Annotated in this window: 12 protein-coding genes; 8 read left to right on the forward strand and 4 right to left on the reverse strand. The window is 67.7% G+C overall.

Annotated features, from left to right (window positions below):
* Positions 1-19: 19 nt before the first annotated feature.
* Positions 20-1213 (forward strand): M48 family metalloprotease, encoded by a 1194-nt coding sequence (locus LXT21_RS24460; protein WP_254040591.1) that lies wholly within the window; start codon positions 20-22, stop codon positions 1211-1213.
* A gap of 129 nt (positions 1214-1342) precedes the next feature.
* Here the strand turns inward: LXT21_RS24460 and LXT21_RS24465 are convergent, their stop codons facing one another.
* Positions 1343-1867, reverse strand: coding sequence for a tetratricopeptide repeat protein (locus LXT21_RS24465; protein WP_254040592.1), 525 nt, complete (start codon positions 1865-1867; stop codon positions 1343-1345).
* 4 nt (positions 1868-1871) lie between these two features.
* Positions 1872-3353, reverse strand: a complete 1482-nt coding sequence (locus LXT21_RS24470) for a hypothetical protein (RefSeq protein ID WP_254040593.1) — start codon at positions 3351-3353, stop codon at positions 1872-1874.
* A gap of 190 nt (positions 3354-3543) precedes the next feature.
* Here LXT21_RS24470 and ruvX point away from each other — a divergent pair, with 190 nt between their 5' ends.
* A complete protein-coding gene (gene ruvX, locus LXT21_RS24475; RefSeq protein ID WP_254040594.1) occupies positions 3544-4014 on the forward strand; it encodes a Holliday junction resolvase RuvX in 471 nt (156 codons plus the stop codon).
* 13 nt (positions 4015-4027) lie between these two features.
* On the opposite strand, the gene LXT21_RS24480 is transcribed toward ruvX, so the two are convergent.
* The gene (locus tag LXT21_RS24480; protein ID WP_254040595.1) at positions 4028-5611 is read right to left on the reverse strand and encodes an ArnT family glycosyltransferase; all 1584 of its coding nucleotides are present in this window, start codon (positions 5609-5611) and stop codon (positions 4028-4030) included.
* A gap of 611 nt (positions 5612-6222) precedes the next feature.
* Here LXT21_RS24480 and LXT21_RS24485 point away from each other — a divergent pair.
* From LXT21_RS24485 to LXT21_RS24495, 3 genes are read left to right on the forward strand one after another with little or no spacing between them, the layout of a single operon-like run.
* Positions 6223-8286, forward strand: a complete 2064-nt coding sequence (locus LXT21_RS24485) for a PrkA family serine protein kinase (RefSeq protein WP_254040596.1) — start codon at positions 6223-6225, stop codon at positions 8284-8286.
* 26 nt (positions 8287-8312) lie between these two features.
* Positions 8313-9422, forward strand: coding sequence for a DUF444 family protein (locus LXT21_RS24490; protein ID WP_141332034.1), 1110 nt, complete (start codon positions 8313-8315; stop codon positions 9420-9422).
* Between the two features lie 40 nt (positions 9423-9462).
* The gene (locus LXT21_RS24495) at positions 9463-10956 is read left to right on the forward strand and encodes a SpoVR family protein (RefSeq protein WP_254040597.1); all 1494 of its coding nucleotides are present in this window, start codon (positions 9463-9465) and stop codon (positions 10954-10956) included.
* 18 nt (positions 10957-10974) lie between these two features.
* On the opposite strand, the gene LXT21_RS24500 is transcribed toward LXT21_RS24495, so the two are convergent.
* Complete coding sequence (locus tag LXT21_RS24500) at positions 10975-12015, reverse strand: serine/threonine-protein kinase (RefSeq protein WP_254040598.1); 1041 nt, start codon at positions 12013-12015, stop codon at positions 10975-10977.
* Positions 12016-12222: 207 nt separating this feature from the next.
* Here LXT21_RS24500 and LXT21_RS24505 point away from each other — a divergent pair, with 207 nt between their 5' ends.
* The 3 genes from LXT21_RS24505 (at position 12223) to LXT21_RS24515 (ending at position 16687) form a co-directional block, all read left to right on the forward strand.
* Positions 12223-13119 (forward strand): sigma-70 family RNA polymerase sigma factor, encoded by an 897-nt coding sequence (locus tag LXT21_RS24505; RefSeq protein WP_254040599.1) that lies wholly within the window; start codon positions 12223-12225, stop codon positions 13117-13119.
* A gap of 335 nt (positions 13120-13454) precedes the next feature.
* Positions 13455-14789: a S8 family serine peptidase gene (locus tag LXT21_RS24510; RefSeq protein ID WP_254040600.1), complete on the forward strand. Its 1335-nt coding sequence runs from the start codon at positions 13455-13457 to the stop codon at positions 14787-14789.
* 29 nt (positions 14790-14818) lie between these two features.
* Entirely contained in the window at positions 14819-16687 is a 1869-nt protein-coding gene (locus LXT21_RS24515; protein ID WP_254040601.1) for a Hint domain-containing protein, read from the forward strand.
* Positions 16688-16743: the final 56 nt, after the last annotated feature.

Consider the following 16743-nt stretch of genomic DNA (forward strand, 5'->3'; position numbering starts at 1 on the left):
CGTAGCCTGGGGCCCTGCCATGGAGCCCCTCTTCACGCCCGAGCAGCTCGCGGAGATTCACGCCTACCATCTGCCCCACTACATCCGCGCGGCGGTGAACCCCTTCGCACGGTTCGCCCTGCTGGCGCTCATGTTGGGTGTGCTGGTGAGGCCCTTCTTCCGCATGGCCACGGCGGCCGCGGCGGGACTGGAGCGCCGCTTCGGCGTCCTGCGCACCGCGCCCGTCAGCCGCGCCTTCTTCAGCGCCATGGACCGGCTGTGGGGTGAGTCCGGCTGGGGCGCGGCCGTCCTCTTCGCGCTGATGACGGACCTGTTCGTGAAGCTGGTCTACGCGCCGGTGGACATCTGGTTCGCGTACACGCTGGAGCACCAGCACGGCATGTCCAACTACACCCCGGCCGCCTTCGCCCGGGACATGCTCAAGGGGCACCTGTTGGGCGGGTTCGCCATCGCCGCGCTCGTCATCGGCCTGTATGGCCTGGCCCGCCGCACGCGGCAGTGGTGGTGGGTGCTGGGCGTGCCCGTGGCCCTGCTGATGCTCGTCTCCTCCGCGCTCGACACGTACCGCGGCCGCCTCTACTTCGAGCAGGAGCCGCTGCCCCAGGGGCCTCTGCGCACGCGGATGACGGAGCTGATGGCCCAGGCGGACATCACCTTCTCCGACGTGCTGGTGGAGAAGACCTCCGTGGCCTCGCGGCGCATCCAGGCGTACTTCGCGGGCCAGGGGCCCACGCGCGCCATCGTCCTCAACGACGTCATCCTCCAGGAGCTCTCCGAGGACGAGGTGCTCGCGGCCGTGGCCCACGAAGCCGGCCATGTGCAGGAGCAGAAGTGGCCGGGCCGCATCGCCTCCTCGCTGGCCGTCGTCGCGCTGCTCTTCGCCATCGACCGGATGCTGCGCGTGGCGGCGGCGCGGAACTGGTTCGGCACCTCGCGCTTCGCGGACATCCGCACCCTGCCGCTGCTCTCGCTGCTCCTGTCGCTCGTGCTGCTCCTGGGAGCCCCCGTGGCCGGGGCCTTCTCCCGCGAGCGTGAGCGCGAGGCGGACCGCTTCGCCCTGCGCCTCACCCACGACGTCGACGCGTTCCGCCGAATGCTGGTGAAGGCCGCGCGGGTCAACAAGATGGACCCCGACCCTCCGCGCTGGGTCGTCCTCAAGGGCATGAGCCATCCCCCCGTGGGCGAACGTCTGGCCGACCTGCCCGCTCCCTGATGTGAAAAAGCGGCCGGCAGGTGGGCTCCACCACTCCCCTACCCTCTCCACCCGAGCCCACCCGCCGACAGCCGCCGCCGGGCCACTCCCCCGAGCGCCAGCGGCACTTCCTCCCCCCACGCCTCCCAGCTACGGCTGCTGGGCGTCCTGCTTGAGCTTCTCCACCGCCACCAGCGTGATGGCCTTCACCAGCGCCCGCGCCCTGCGTCCCGCCGCCGTCTCACCGTGCGGGTCCACCTCCACCGCCTTCGACAGGTCCGTGAAGCCCTGGCGCTCCCCCTTGCGCAGGTACAACTCCCCCCGATTCGCCAGCGCCACCGGATGTCCCGCGTCCCGCGCCAGCGCCGTGCTGAACTCCGCGATGGCCTCCTCCAGCCGCCCGAGCTTCTGGTACACGGTGCCCAGCGCCGCGTGAGCGCCCGCGTCCCGAGGGTTCCCGGCCACCAGCCCCTCGAAGAGGATGCGCGCCTCCTCCAGCCGCCCCGCGGCCGCCAGGTCGCAGCCCACCTGCGCAATCGCCTTCGCCTCCTCGAAGGTCATCCCCTCCACCTCCGCCCACGTCGCCTCGCCCCGCGCGAAGGACCGCATCCTGTGCACCGCCCCGGTCTCCATCCGCATGCCCTCGATTCCCTCGTGTTTGATGACGCGACCCATGGACTCAGGCTCCGCGCAGGTTGGAGATGGCCGTCTTCGCCATCTCGTTGAACTTGGCGGACATGTTGCTCATCAGGTCGAACATGGCCTTGCGCTTCTCCAGCAGGCGCTGGAGCCGCAGCTCCAGCTCGCGCATGTCCCCGTCGAGCTTCGCCGCCTTCTTCTTGTCGACGTCCGTGGAGCCCAGCGTCGCGCGGTCCTCGCCCGCGGTCGCCATCTGCTCCATCACCTCCATGATTTCGGTGTCCGTGTCGTTGGAGATGGCGCCGAGAATCGCCTGCACCTTGTCCTCGATGCTCATGCGCGGGTTGTCGACGATGCCGCGAACACTCGAGGCCGCCTTGCTCGGCGTGTTCGTCTTCACGTCCTTCGACTGCTCCAGCTCCGCCTTCACATCCAGCAAGCCGATGATGCCGTCGCGCCCGTCGATGCCCGCCGCCATCTCCAGCCGGTCGAAGTACTCCGGGTGGTCCTTGAAGAACTGCGCGGCCTTCTTCAGCGTCGACGACGCCCCCTGGTTGTTCAGCAGCGCCAGCATGTCCGCGCGAGTCACGCGGTCATCCTTCACGCCCGACGCCGTGTCGAACGTCCCCCAGTTGTCGCGCAGCACCGCCACCGCCTCGAGGTACTCACGGAAGTCCGGGTCCTTCGACGTGGGCGGCTTGCCGCCCCCCACCGGCCCCGCTCCGCCCGAGCCATTCGAACCGCCCGTGCCACCGGTGCCACCCGTTCCTCCACCCGTCCCCGGTGACGGATTCCCCGGCGTGGTGGGGCGCGGCCCCGGAGGCGGCCCCCCGGTGGTGGGAGGAGGTGTCGTGCCGGGCGGGCAGTCCTCCTGCTTGGGCGGGGACACCGGCGGCGCCGTCGGCCGGCCATATCGGGCGAACTCCTCACCCACGCGCTTGAGCTCCGCGCGGACGCCCGACAGCTTGATGCGGTCATCGTTGTAGAAGGTCCCCAGGACCGGCATCAGCGACGAGAGCAGCCCCCGCGAGTCCACCCGCTCGAACAGCGCCGCGTTCTCCGTGAGGAACCGGGCCGCGTTGCGAAGCTGCGGGGACAGGCTGGCGTCGTTGGCCGCGCGCCGCAGCTCCTCCTTCGACAGCGCGCCGGACTTCTTCCCATCCGCGAGGTCCAGCTGCTCGAAGTTCGCCTCCAGCACCTTCAGCGCGGCCTCGTACTCCAGCATCTTCGGGTCCAACGCGCTCGCGCCCGCGGGCAGCAGCGGGGCATAGCCCTGCGTCTTCGCCGCGGCACCTCCGGAGGTCGCGTACTCCGTCTTCGCCGCCGGGTTCTTCTTCAGCTCCTCCGCCACGCCCGCCACGCCCGTCGCCGCCTGCAGCACGTTGCCCGTCATGACGCCCGTGGCGGCCTTGATGGAGCTGGTGACGAGCGGCGACAGGTTCCCCGCGTCCCCCGCACCCTCCATCGCCGAGCCCTCCGGGCGGGCCAGCAGGTTCGTCGCGCTCTTCAAGAAGTCCACCATGAGTCCTCCCACGCGGCGGGTTGATGGAGTGCCGCGCGATGACGCGTGGGGGTTGCAGCGACGGTGCCGCCCGTCGGCCCGGCGACCACGCGAGCGAATTCCGTCGGTTAGCCGGACTGACAACCCGAGCACGTCCCCGTCAACGGACGGCGCGGTCCGCGAGGGAGGATGCGGTTAAGTTGCGCGGCGCATGCGAACCCTGGGTTTGGACTTCGGAACCAAGACCATTGGCGTGGCCGTCTCGGACGGCCTGGGCCTCACCGCCCAAGGCGTCACCACCATTCGACGCACGTCCCTCAAGGCGGACCTGGCCGCCCTCGGCGCCCTGGCGCGCGAGCACGAGGCGGACCGCTTCGTCCTCGGCCTGCCGCTGAACATGGACGGCTCGGAGGGCCCCCGCGCGGAGGCCTCGCGCAAGTTCGCGGACGCGGTGACTCAGACGCTCGGCATCCAGGTGGAGCTCTGGGACGAGCGGCTGTCCACCGTGGCCGCCACGCGCACGCTCCTGGAAGCGGACGTCAGCCGCGCCCGCCGCAAGGAGGTCATCGACCAGGTGGCCGCCCAGTTCATCCTCCAGGGCTGGCTGGACGCGCGCGGCAGCCGGAACACCGACTACCACCCGGACGACTACGACGACGACGAGCCCGGCCACTCCGGGTGACGCCTTCGAGCCCCTACGGCCGGCGCCGGTACACGTGCAGCGGCGCGGTGAAGCCGTCCAGCTCCTCGTAGGCAACGCCGTCCAGTGTCAGCGTGCGCCCCTCCAGCGTCACCCCGGGGTCCTTCGCCAGCGCACCCTGGTCGAAGCGCACCAGCACCTCCGGCCGCGTCTCACCCAGCAGCTTGCGGAAGGTGTCCCAGCGCACGCGGGCGATGCGCTCCTCGGGCAGGCCGGAGAAGAAGGCCACCTGGAGGTCCATGTAGCTGGGGTCCGTATCGAGCGCGAGCGCCCCGCCCTTCTCGGCCACCTCCGCCTTCACGAAGTCCGCCACGCGCATCACCGGCACGGGGTTGGTCGACGTGGGGCTCACCGGCCGCAGGGACGTCTGCAGGCGCCCGTCGTCGCGGAACGTGTACACGCCCAGCGCCACCGGCAGCACCACCGCGAGCAGCGCCGACACGCCCGCCACCCCCTTGCGCGCGCCCTCGCTCCTGGAGCCCATCAGCGACCAGAAGCCGAACGCGACGAACACCGGCACCACCGCCAGCTGCGTCACCGTGAAGCGCCCCAGCGGCACGAAGTTGAGCAGCACCACCGCGCGGAACGTGAAGTACGCCGCGGGCACCACCGCCGCCGCCACCAGCCAGCGCGTGTCCGGCCGCGCCTTCCACGCCTTCACCATGCCCCACAACCCGAGCAGCCCCACGCCCGGCGTCAGGGTGAAGAGCGCCACGCCCGGCCAGAAGAACAGCTGCTGCGCGCGCCAGCCGATGGCCGCCCCCGAGCCCGCCGACGACACCACCCAGTCGCGGTGGAAGTCCTCCACCGCCTTCACCGGGTAGAAGGGGTCGCCGTGCATCAGCTCGTTGCCCTGCATCCACAACAGGGGGAACGGCAGGCACGCCAGACCGAAGCCCACCGCGCGCGTCACCGCCGCCACCTTGTCCTGGCTGCTGAAGAACAGCCCCAGGCACAACAGCGGGATGTACATCCACGCGTCGTAGCGCAGCGCGCACGCCAGGTTGAGCATCAGCGCCGCCTGGAACAGCGGCGCGAAGCGGTTCTCGTCCACCCCTTCCGCGTAGAACGCGAACGCGGCCAGCATGAAGAACAGCGACACCGCCTCGCTGCCCGCGGTGGTGGAGAACTGCAGGTGCATGCCCCACGCGCTGAACACCAGCGCGGCCACCATGCCCGCGCGCCAGTCGAACAGCCGCCGCGTCAGCGCGAACAACGGCACCACCGACAGCACGCCGAACAGCAGGCTCACCACGCGCCCGGCCACCTCCCGGTCGAACACCGACAGCGCGATGCCCACCAGGTACATGTGCAGCGGGCCGAACTGGTACGCGCCATCCCCGTACGCGGTGATGAGGTGCGGCGCGCGCAGCCACCGCTCCGCCAGCTCCGTGCGCACCACCGCGTCGCCGTACAGGTTCTCGTTCACGAAGAAGACGAGCAGCCTGGGCACCAGCGCCACCGCCAGCAGCACCCCGAGGAGAAGGCGCGTGCTCGGCTCGGGCGCGGGAGATGGAACCGCCGCGAGACTCGGCACGGAGGACGGGGGGTGGGAGACGGAGGTGGGTGCGGTCGCCATGACGCGCGGCAGGATACGCAGGCACGGCCCAAAGCCAAGCCGGCGACCCCGTCTTCTGGGGGCTCCCCGCGGCCGACTTCACCCTCAGCGAAGCGCGCGTCGAACCGAGCACACCGCCGCCCTCGCGTCCCCCGAAGGCGCCTCGGGCAAGCCAACGTGTACCGCGCGGCGAATGTATCACCCTTCGGTGCAGGCACGCCCGCCTGGCTGCTGGCAGGGATGTCTCGACAGCCCTCACCTGCTCCGCCGACATGTGGAAGGAACACAGACGCCGCCCCACAGCCAGCCAACAGTCCGCCTCCGGCAAGGCTGTCAGGCGTTCAATACCCCTCGCGTTCCGGGGGGGCACCTACCCCGTTGCACGCGCCGCCCTATAATCCCCCTTGCCTCTTCACCCCGTGGAGGGGGCGCGCCTTGTGGCGTCCTGCCCCTGACACGAGCGTAACGCGCGGTCCCATTCCGCGGCGGGGTCCCGAATTGGCTGCAGGGCTGTCGTGCCTGGGACCTCGGCGGGATGGTTGTGGAATGGCAATCCAGCCCTCCAGGTTCACCATTCTGGCCCCCTAGGGCGCGAGTGCCTCGCACCCCAGGCCGGCTTCCGAGGGAGAGACATGAGGGACGCTGAGAAGGGTTCGTGGGTCTCCAAAATCGCCGCGCTCCAGGACGCGAAGACCTACGCGGAGCTCAACTGGGAAGGCAACTTCGAGGACTACCTCGAAATCGTCCGGAAGAACCCCAAGGTCACGCGCACGGCCTTCCAGAGGATCTACGACATGATCCTCAGCCACGGGAAGTCGGAGTACATCGACAACAAGAAGAAGCTCATCCGCTACCACTTCTTCAGCGACGAGAAGTTCGGCGGCAAGGACGCCATCTTCGGCCTGGATGTGCCGTTGATGAAGCTGGTGAACGTCTTCAAGTCCGCGGCCCAGGGCTACGGCACCGAGAAGCGCGTCATCCTGCTGCACGGCCCCGTGGGCTCGTCCAAGTCCACCATCGCGCGCCTGCTCAAGAAGGGCACCGAGGACTACTCGAAGACGCCCGAGGGCGCGGCGTACACCTTCTCCTGGACCACCGACAAGAAGCTGCCGGACGGCACCGTCGTGAAGGAGAAGATGAAGTGCCCCATGAACGAGGAGCCGCTCAACCTGGTTCCCCGCGAGTGGCGCTCCAAGGTCTACCAGGAGCTGTCCCCGACGGACTCCGGCTACACCGTGCCGGACGGCTCGGAGCTGTGCCCCGCCTGCCGCTTCGTCTTCAAGGACCTGATGACGCAGTACCACGGGGACTTCGCGCGGGTGATGGACCACGTGCGCGTCAACCGGCTGGTCTTCAGCGAGAAGGACCGCGTGGGCATCGGCACCTTCCAGCCCAAGGACGAGAAGAACCAGGACTCCACCGAGCTCACCGGTGACATCAACTACCGGAAGATCGCCGAGTACGGCTCGGACTCGGACCCGCGCGCGTTCAACTTCGACGGCGAGTTCAACATCGCAAACCGCGGCATCATCGAGTTCGTCGAGGTGCTCAAGCTGGACGTCGCCTTCCTCTACGACCTGCTCGGCGCGTCGCAGGAGCACAAGATCAAGCCGAAGAAGTTCCCGCAGACGGACATCGACGAGGTCATCCTCGGCCACACCAACGAGCCCGAGTACAAGAAGCTCGAGAACAACGAGTTCATGGAGGCCCTGCGGGACCGCACGGTGAAGATCGACGTGCCGTACATCACCAAGCTCGCCGAGGAGGTGAAGATCTACGAGAAGGACTTCAACTCCCGCGCCATCAAGGGCAAGCACATCGCGCCGCACACGCTGGAGATGGCGGCCATGTGGGCGGTGCTCACGCGCCTGGAGGAGCCCAAGAAGCACAACCTGTCGCTCCTGCAGAAGCTCAAGCTCTACAACGGCAAGACGCTCCCCAACTTCACCGAGGACAACATCAAGGAGCTGCGCAAGGAGAGCATCCGCGAGGGCCTGGAGGGCATCTCCCCGCGCTACATCCAGGATAAAATCTCCAACGCGCTGGTGAGCGACAAGGGCGAGGGCTGCATCAACCCCTTCATGGTCCTCAACGAGCTGGAGGCGGGCCTCAAGACGCACTCGCTCATCAACAACGAGGACGCGCGCAAGCGGATGAAGGAGCTGCTCACCTCCGTGAAGCAGGAGTACGAGGACATCGTCAAGAACGAGGTCCAGCGCGCCATCAGCGCCGACGAGGACGCCATCGGCAAGCTGTGCGGCAACTACATCGACAACATCAAGGCCTACACCCAGAAGGAGAAGGTCAAGAACAAGTACACCGGCCTCTACGAGGAGCCGGACGAGCGGCTCATGCGGGCGATCGAAGAGAAGATCGACATCCCCGACAGCCGCAAGGACGACTTCCGGCGCGAAATCATGAACTACATCGGCGCGCTGGCCGTGGAGGGGAAGACCTTCAACTACCGGACCAATGAGCGGCTGCACAAGGCGCTCGAGCTGAAGCTGTTCGAGGACCAGAAGGACAGCATCAAGCTCAAGAACCTCGTCTCCTCCGTCGTGGACAAGGAGACCCAGGAGAAGATCGACCTGGTGAAGGACCGGATGATGAAGAACTACGGCTACTGCGAGATCTGCTCCACCGACGTGTTGAACTTCGTGGCGAGCATCTTCGCCCGCGGCGACGCGAAGGAGTAACCACCTCAGGAGAAGGGCGAGCCGTCGTGACCTTGAAGATCCACCAGGACCACTCCCGCTTCAAACAGATCGTCCGCGGGAAGATAAAGGCCAACCTGCGCAAGTACGTGCAGAAGGGCGAGATGATTGGGAAGAAGGGCAAGGATGCCATCAGCATCCCCATCCCCTTCATCGACATCCCCCGCTTCAAGTACGGCCACAAGGAGCAGGGCGGCGTCGGACAGGGTGACGGCGAGGTGGGCCAGCAGCTCGGCCCCGGGGCGGTGGAGCCCGGGGACGGGCACCAGGCCGGCCAGGGCGAGGGAGACCACGCCCTGGAGGTGGACGTCACGCTCGAGGAGCTCGCGCAGATATTGGGCGAGGAGCTGCAGCTGCCCCACATCGAGCGGCGCCAGAACGAGAAGATCATCACCCAGAAGATTCGCTACACCGGCATCAACACCACCGGTCCCGAATCCCTGCGCCACTTCAAGCGCACCTTCAAGCAGGCCCTGCGCAGACAGATCGCCGCCGGCACCTACGACGCCGCCAGGCCCGTCATCATCCCCACCCGCGAGGACCGCCGCTACCGCAGCTACAAGCTGCAGGACCTCCCGGAGACCAACGCCGTCATCATCTACATGATGGACGTGTCCGGCTCCATGGGGGACGAGCAGAAGGAGATCGTCCGCATCGAGAGCTTCTGGCTCGATACGTGGCTGCGCCACCAATACAAGGGATTGGAGGCGCGCTACATCATCCACGACGCGGTGGCGCGCGAGGTGGACCGCGACACCTTCTTCCACACCCGCGAGTCCGGCGGGACGATGATCTCCAGCGCGTACAAGCTCTGCCGGGACATCATCCTGGCCGACTACCCGAAGAGCGCCTGGAACGTCTATCCGTTCCACTTCAGCGACGGCGACAACTGGAGCGCGGACGACACGCGCCAGTGCATCGAGATGCTGCGCAACGACGTGCTGCCCAACGTCAACCAGTTCGCCTACGGCCAGGTGGAGTCCCCCTACGGCAGCGGTCAGTTCATCAAGGACCTGCGCGAGGCGGTGGGTGACACCCCCAACGTCGCGCTCAGCGAAATCGCGGACAAGGACGCCATCTACGCGTCCATCAAGGACTTCCTCGGCAAGGGACGCTGAAGAGTCAGCGCCCCCACCTGTCCTCCGGAGAGACTTCCCGATGCCCAAGAGCCTTACGCCCCGTCTCGCAGCGCTGAGGGATGAGATCCACGGCTACGCGAAGGAGTTCGGACTCGACTTCTTCGACACCGTCTTCGAGATGGTGTCCTACGACGAGATGAACATGGTCGCCGCCTACGGCGGCTTCCCCACGCGCTATCCGCACTGGCGCTGGGGCATGGAGTACGAGCAGCTCTCCAAGGGCTACGAGTACGGCCTGAGCAAGATCTACGAGCTCGTCATCAACAACGACCCCTGCTACGCGTACTTGATGGAGAGCAATCCGGAGGTGGACCAGAAGCTGGTCATGGCCCACGTCTACGGACACTGCGACTTCTTCAAGAACAACTTCTCCTTCCGCCACACCAACCGGCGGATGATCGACGAGATGGCCAACCACGCCACGCGGGTGCGCCGCTGGGTGGACAAGATTGGCGTGGAGAAGGTCGAGGACTTCATCGACCGGACGCTGAGCCTGGAGAACCTCATCGACCAGCACTCGCCCCACATCCGGCGCAACCCGGACCCCAGGCGCGCGGAGGACGAGCTCAAGTCCAACGAGCGTGTGGAGGGCTTCAAGGTCGGCCGCGAGTACATGCGCGGATACATCAACCCGTCCGAGTTCCTCGACTCCCAGCGCAAGAAGGTGGAGGACGAGAAGCAGCGGGCCAAGAAGTTCCCCGAGCGCCCCCAGCGCGACGTGCTGCTCTTCCTATTGGAGGAGGCGCCGCTGGAGCCGTGGGAGTCGGACATCCTGGCGATTCTTCGCGAGGAGGCCCACTACTTCGCGCCCCAGGGCCAGACGAAGATCATGAACGAGGGGTGGGCCAGCTACTGGCACTCCACCATCATGACCCGCAGGGCGCTGCGCGACGATGAAATCATCGACTACGCGGACCACCACTCCGGCACCATGGGCACCCGCCCTGGCGCCATCAACCCCTACAAGCTGGGCATCGAGCTGTGGCGGGACATCGAGGAGCGCTGGAACAAGGGCCGCTTCGGCAAGGAGTGGGACGAGTGTGATGATTTGCGCGCCCGCCGCAACTGGGACAAGAAGCTGGGCGCCGGACGCGAGAAGATCTTCGAGGTCCGCAAGCACTACAACGACATCACCTTCATCGACACGTTCCTGACGCCCGAGTTCGCGATGGAGCAGAAGCTCTTCGTGTATGGCTTCAACGACAAGCGCAACTCGTGGGAGATCCTCGACCGCGAGTTCCGCAAGGTGAAGAGCAAGCTCTTGCAAGGGCTCACCAACTTCGGCCAGCCCATCATCGAGGTGGTGGACGGCAACCACGAGAACCGTGGGGAGATGCTGCTCGCGCACAAGCACGACGGCCAGGACCTCAAGGGCGACTACGCCCGCGAGACGCTCAGGAACCTCCAGTCCCTGTGGCGCCGCCCCGTCAACATCATCACCCGCTACGACAACAAGGGCGTGATGCTGCGCTTCGACGGGACGAACCAGACGGAGAAGAAGGTGGAGCTGTAGCGCCCAAAGCCCGCTCGCTCACGGGCGGGTCTCCGCGATGGGGGCCGACCTCACGGGCGCGAAGCCCGTGTCCGGCCCCTGCGACGTCAGGCGCTCCAGCGCCGTGCACAGCGCGTCCACGCGGCCGAAGCGCGCGGACGGCTCCTCCTCCAGACACCGCTCGACGGCCTCCGCGAAGTCCAGGTCGATTCCCGGCACCAGGTTGACCAGCGGCACCAGCGCGGCCGCCACCCGGCCCGCCTCCAGGTCCGCCTCGGAGGCGCGCACATGCGGGACCCGTCCCGTGCACAGCTCGTACACGAGCAGCCCCAGCGCATACAAATCACTCTGCGGCGTGGCTGGCGCGCCCAGGCGGACCTCGGGCGCCATGTAGCGCGGCGTGCCGACGACTCCCGGGACGGCCCACCGCTTCGAGCGGTCCGTCCCCACGAAGGCCGCGAGCCCGAAGTCGAGCAGCTTGATGCTGCCATCCGCGTCCAGGATGGCGTTGCCCGGCTTCACGTCGCGGTGGAGCACTCCGCGCTGATGCGCGGCCCTCAGCCCCCGCGCGAGCCCCAGCGCGATGTCCAGCACGTACCGCCAGGGCAAGGGCGGCGCCAGCTCCGCCAGGCTCTTGCCGTCCACGTACTCGTACACCAGATACGGCCGCCCCTCGACCTGCCCCGCCCGGAACACCGTGACGACGTTGGGGTGCTTGATGCGGGCGATGGCGCGCGCCTCGATGGCGAAGCTGTCCAACGTGCTGGTGTCCGGCTCCAGCGCGACGCTCAGCTTGAGCGCGACGAGCCGGTCCAATGACGTGTCATGCGCCAGGTACACCGCCCCCATGCCGCCCCGCCCCAACAGCCGCACCAGGTGGAACTCGTCCAACACCGCGGGCGGCGTCCACGTCCGCGCCGCCGTGCCCCCCCAGGGCGGAGACGGCGCCTCCGGCGGCTCGGGACAGGACTGGCTGTGCATGACGGCGACCAGCAGGTCCCGACACGCGGGACACCCGGCGGCGTGGCGATGAACCCGCCCTCGGGCCCCGCTGTCCAGCCGCGCCTCGACGAGCGCCACCACGTCTTCCTCGCACAGGCAGCCGGATGAAAGGATTTGGCACCCCCCTGGATTGCCCCCGGCCAGAGCCTCTCACGAATCGGTCGGCCGCCGGGACGGCGTGAGACACTTCCATTTCATGCCCAAATGACACCTTCACCCAGACTAACCTGCACATCCAGTAAAGTCGGCCTGTTCGGATATAATGAAGGGATGAAGCAGGGGGGCTTGGCATTCGCACGGTTGTTCCTAGCGCATGCGGGCTTCCCGGTGGAGTCCGCCGCGACGGAGGAGCTCGAGTCCCGGCTGTCACGCTTCTGGCGCGAGGGGCGCGAGCGGTGGCCCGCCATCCCCTTGTCCGAGGAGGTCCTCGTCCGGCATCTGGCGCTGCACTTCCCACGCATGGCGTCTGGCGAGGGGCTGGCGGCGGGACTGGAGCGATTCGACGCGGGGGACCTCTATCTGGCGTGTGGCTGCGCCGAGGGGCTGCCGGCCGCGCTCGCCGCCTTCGAACGGCACCACATGGCCGCGGTACCCGCGGTGCTCTCACACATGAGGCTGCCGGCGGCGATGGTGGACGAGGTGCGCCAGCAGGTCCGGGAACGGCTGCTCGTGCGCACCGACGCGGCCCCGCGCATCGCCGAGTACTCCGGCCGGGGTTCCTTGACGAACTGGGTGCGCGTGGTGGCGCTGCGCACCGCCCTGAGCCTCTTGCGCAAGTCCCATGAGCCGGGCGCCTCGAGCGACGCCGTCCTGGAACTGCTCCCCGCCCCCGACCCAGACCCCGAGCTGGAGGTCATCCAGCGCCGCTTCCACGACGATTTCCGCAGGGCCCTGGAGGATGCCTTCGCCACCCTCCCCTCCGAACACCGCTACCTGCTGCGGCTGCACTTCGTGGATCGCCTCTCCACCCCGAAGCTCGGCACCCTCTTCGGCGTCAACCAATCCACCATCTCGCGCTGGCTCCAGAGCGCCCAGCAGGCCGTGCACGACGAGACCCGACGTCTGCTCAAGGAGCGCCTGGACCTCTCCTCCCAGGAGTTCACCAGCGTCCTGCGCTCCGTGGAGGGCCAGCTCCATCTCAGCCTGACACGCATTCTCGATGAAACAGTTCACTCCAAGTGAATATCGAGAATCTGTGCATAGGTTGAAGGACGTGGGCGTCATTAAGTCGCGAACGTTTCTCGGACGCCCCTCATCCCGGAGTCGCCGTCGAGTCGAGCACCGTGTGCGCGGGAGGCCACACGGCCTCGGGCCAGTCAGCAGACCTCCCGCGCCATCGCGAGACACGCCCTCTTCCTTGCCTCCACGACGTTGACCGGGCGCGTCTGTCATCACCACCTCACCCGTTCATCCGGGAGGGCCCCCGTGTCGGCGCGGGCGCCACCCGGCTGCCCCGACAGGACCCCATGCGGACTCCCTCCAGCCCTGCCCGTCCCTTCCATGGAATGACACGCCACATGCTGCCCCTGCTCGGCGGGCTCGCGCTGGGATGGAGCGCGTGCGAGGAGCCCCGCGCCGGGGCCGGGTCCTCCGAGGCAGTGGACGCCAGACACCTGGCGAGACTGGACCTGGCGCCCCCCGAGGCGCGCGTCCCCGACGAGTACATCGTCGTCTTCGGTGAGGCCGTCACGGGCCGGGCCATGGCGGCCGCGGAGGACGACGTGGCGCGCGCGGGTGGCGACAACGCGCTGCTGCATCGCTACTCCGTCGTCCCGGGCTTCGCCGCGCGCCTGGACGCCACGCAGCTCGAGCGGCTGCGCGGGAATCCGGCCGTGGCCGCCATCGAGCAGAACCAGTACGTGTCGCTGTCCGCCGTCTACCCCACCGACACGGTGGGCATCGACCGCGTGGACCAGCGCCAGGGACGCAATGGCCTGTATGACGACCGCGATGCCACGGGCGTGGGGACGCATGTGTATGTCCTCGACACCGGCATCAACACGCAGCACTCGGAGTTCAGCGGACGGATTGGCACCTCGGAGGGATTCATCCCCGACGGGCGGGGCTACGAGGACTGCAACGGCCATGGCACCCACGTCGCCAGCCTCATCGGCGGCACCACGTACGGCATGGCCCGGCAGACGACCCTCCACGCCGTGCGGGTGCTGACCTGCGCCGGCAGGAGCAGCTGGGCCACCGTCATCATGGGCCTGGAGTTCGTCCGCGGTGACTGCGCCGCCCAGGCCGCGCGGTGCGTCGCGAACCTGAGCCTCTCCGGCCCGCTCTCCGCCATGGCCAATGCAACGGTGGCCCAGTTGGTGAACGCGGGCATCCCCGTCGTGGTCGCCGCGGGCAACGACAACCTGGATGCCTGCACGCAGTCTCCCGCGAGCGAGCCCAAGGCGCTCACCGTGGCGGCCGTCGACGGGGACGACCGGCGCTGGAGCGACTCCAACTGGGGGGCCTGCGTGGACCTCTTCGCGCCGGGCGTGGACATCCTCGGGGCCTGGACGGGGGACGCCGTGGCGGCCCAGTTCGAGACGGGGACCTCCATGGCCAGCCCCCACGTCGCGGGCGCCCTGGCGCAGTACCTGGGCGAGAACCCGACAGTCACGCCCGCGCAGCTCGACGCGAAGCTCAAGAGCTCGGCGACGCTCTCCTGCGTGGAGGACCGAAAGGGCAGCCCCGACCTGATGCTCTTCAGTGATTTGGACCAGGGCAACGGACACTGCGTGGCGACGACCAACAGCTGTCAGGGATTGTGCGGGCAAGCGGCGGTGAGCTGCTTCTGTGACCCCACCTGCCTCGACTTCAACGACTGCTGCCCCGACTTCGAGGAAGTGTGCCTGTGAAAGCTGTTCCACGACGAGGAGGAAGCGCCATGTCACGAATGCGTCATTTGCTGGTGATGGGAAGCACGGCCTGTCTGGCTTTCCTGTCGGGGTGCTCGTCCGGCCCTCGCGACGAGCAAGGGGTGGAATTCGGCCGCACGCTGCAGGGGCTCGGGGATTCCAGCCGCCTGTCCAAGGCGGAGTGGACGACCTACCTGAGCGATGAGCGCTACGTCCAGGAGCTCACCAAGCCGGATGTGCGCATCCGACTGAACATGGCGGACCCGGCGCAGTATCGCTTCGCCCGCTCGCGCCTGAAGCTCGCCGGCAAGACGGCGGAGAACTCGCCCTACCTCTTCGAAGCCATCGAGCAGCGGCGCCGCGACCACGTGGCCAAGGGGTACACGGCGGGCCATGCGGCGGAGGACGAGCGCGGCGCGGCGACCCCATCGGGCATCCGGGAGATACACTCCCTGGAGACGTCCAGCTCGGGTGACTACACCCCCGAACCCAATGACGGGCGCGCCACCGCCATCTCCACCTATCCTGGAGGCTCGTACTACACATACACGGACACCAGCTTCTCGGACGCGTCGGGCTTCCCCCTGGGAGACCTGGCCTGGGTGGAGCACTTCGACAGCGGGAAGAACGTGGCGGTCAACGCCCAGGGAGACCTGTCGAGGACCAGCATCAAGCGCTACCGCGTCTCCACCTACAAGGCGGAGGACACGAAGGATGGCTTCACCGACTCCTTTCAGTTCACGGAGTTCGGCTCGGAGGTGAGCGCCGCCGGCAACAGCCAGGAGCGGCCCATGTTGACCGGGCTGACGGTCCAGGCCCCCAAGGACCTGGTGCTCAACGACGGCGTCATCTCCGTGTGCCTCAACCGCACCTGGACGGGGGACTGCGATTACAACCTGACCGACATCGGCTACGCCGTCAGGCTGCCGCTCAAGGGGCAGGTCTCCGTCAGCAGCAACCACATCTTCGACGAGGCGACCATCAACCGGTACAAGAACGAGACTCTCGCCGGCGAGTCAGGTGACAGGTACGGCTTCCTCAAGCTCATCCTCACCAACGATGGCGGAGGCTGCGACCTCACCGACAGCAATGTGAGACAGGCCAGGATGTCCCAGTTCTGGAGCCGAGTCTCCTTGAGCGCCAACAAGAAGACGTTCTATTGGGATTTGACCGACGCCTACTCCGCCTTCTTCGACGACGACTGCCGGCAGGTGCAGGCCGAGGTGAAGTTCACCGCCAAGATCATCCTCCCGCTCGTCGAGCCGACGGCGGACTCGAAGCCCTACCAGTCCTCGGTCTCCCTGAGCACCGCGATGCCGGACAGTCGCTTCGACTACACCTTCCCGAAGATCACCGTCACCAACAGCTGCCTGGCGGCGGGGACGCAAATCGAGCTGGCCGAGGGCGCCGCGACGCCCATCGAGAGCGTCAAGATTGGTGACAAGGTCAACCACCCGGAGCGGCCCGCGCTCACCGTCATGGACACGGCCGTCGGCGTGGAGACGGTGCCGATGGTGCGCATCCGCAGCGAGTCCGGCCACTCCCTGCTGATGACCGAGATGCACCCCATCCAGGTGATGGCACGCGGCATGGTGCAGGCCCGCTTCCTCAAGCAGGGGGACGTGGTGATGACCCGGAAGGGCCCCAGCAAGCTCGTCGAGGTCCGCCGCGAGCCGTTCGCCGGCAAGGTCTACAACGTCAAGGTCGGATCGGACGCGGAGAAGCTGGCGCTCGGCGCGGACCAGACCACCGTGTATGCCAATGGGTTCCTCGTGGGTGATGGGCAGATTCAGCAGAAGTACGAGACCCTCGCCATGACCCAGAAGGACGGCAACGTGCTCGCGAAGCTGCCCCGCAAGTGGCACCGCGACTACGTGCTGGCCGCCAAGCGCAGGTAGCCCGCCTCATCCAGGGCGCGGATGAAGTCGGTCCGCGCCAGTCCTGACCGGCCACC

The sequence above is a fragment of the Myxococcus guangdongensis genome (assembly GCF_024198255.1).
Taxonomy (GTDB): domain Bacteria; phylum Myxococcota; class Myxococcia; order Myxococcales; family Myxococcaceae; genus Myxococcus; species Myxococcus guangdongensis.

What these genes read in the sequence shown, in the direction of transcription:
- LXT21_RS24460 (WP_254040591.1), top strand. Translation starts at nt 20, where the DNA reads ATGGAGCCCCTCTTCACGCCCGAGCAGCTCGCGGAGATTCACGCCTAC.
- LXT21_RS24465 (WP_254040592.1), bottom strand. Translation starts at nt 1,867, where the DNA reads ATGGGTCGCGTCATCAAACACGAGGGAATCGAGGGCATGCGGATGGAG.
- LXT21_RS24470 (WP_254040593.1), bottom strand. Translation starts at nt 3,353, where the DNA reads ATGGTGGACTTCTTGAAGAGCGCGACGAACCTGCTGGCCCGCCCGGAG.
- ruvX (WP_254040594.1), top strand. Translation starts at nt 3,544, where the DNA reads ATGCGAACCCTGGGTTTGGACTTCGGAACCAAGACCATTGGCGTGGCC.
- LXT21_RS24480 (WP_254040595.1), bottom strand. Translation starts at nt 5,611, where the DNA reads ATGGCGACCGCACCCACCTCCGTCTCCCACCCCCCGTCCTCCGTGCCG.
- LXT21_RS24485 (WP_254040596.1), top strand. Translation starts at nt 6,223, where the DNA reads ATGAGGGACGCTGAGAAGGGTTCGTGGGTCTCCAAAATCGCCGCGCTC.
- LXT21_RS24495 (WP_254040597.1), top strand. Translation starts at nt 9,463, where the DNA reads ATGCCCAAGAGCCTTACGCCCCGTCTCGCAGCGCTGAGGGATGAGATC.
- LXT21_RS24510 (WP_254040600.1), top strand. Translation starts at nt 13,455, where the DNA reads ATGCTGCCCCTGCTCGGCGGGCTCGCGCTGGGATGGAGCGCGTGCGAG.
- LXT21_RS24515 (WP_254040601.1), top strand. Translation starts at nt 14,819, where the DNA reads ATGTCACGAATGCGTCATTTGCTGGTGATGGGAAGCACGGCCTGTCTG.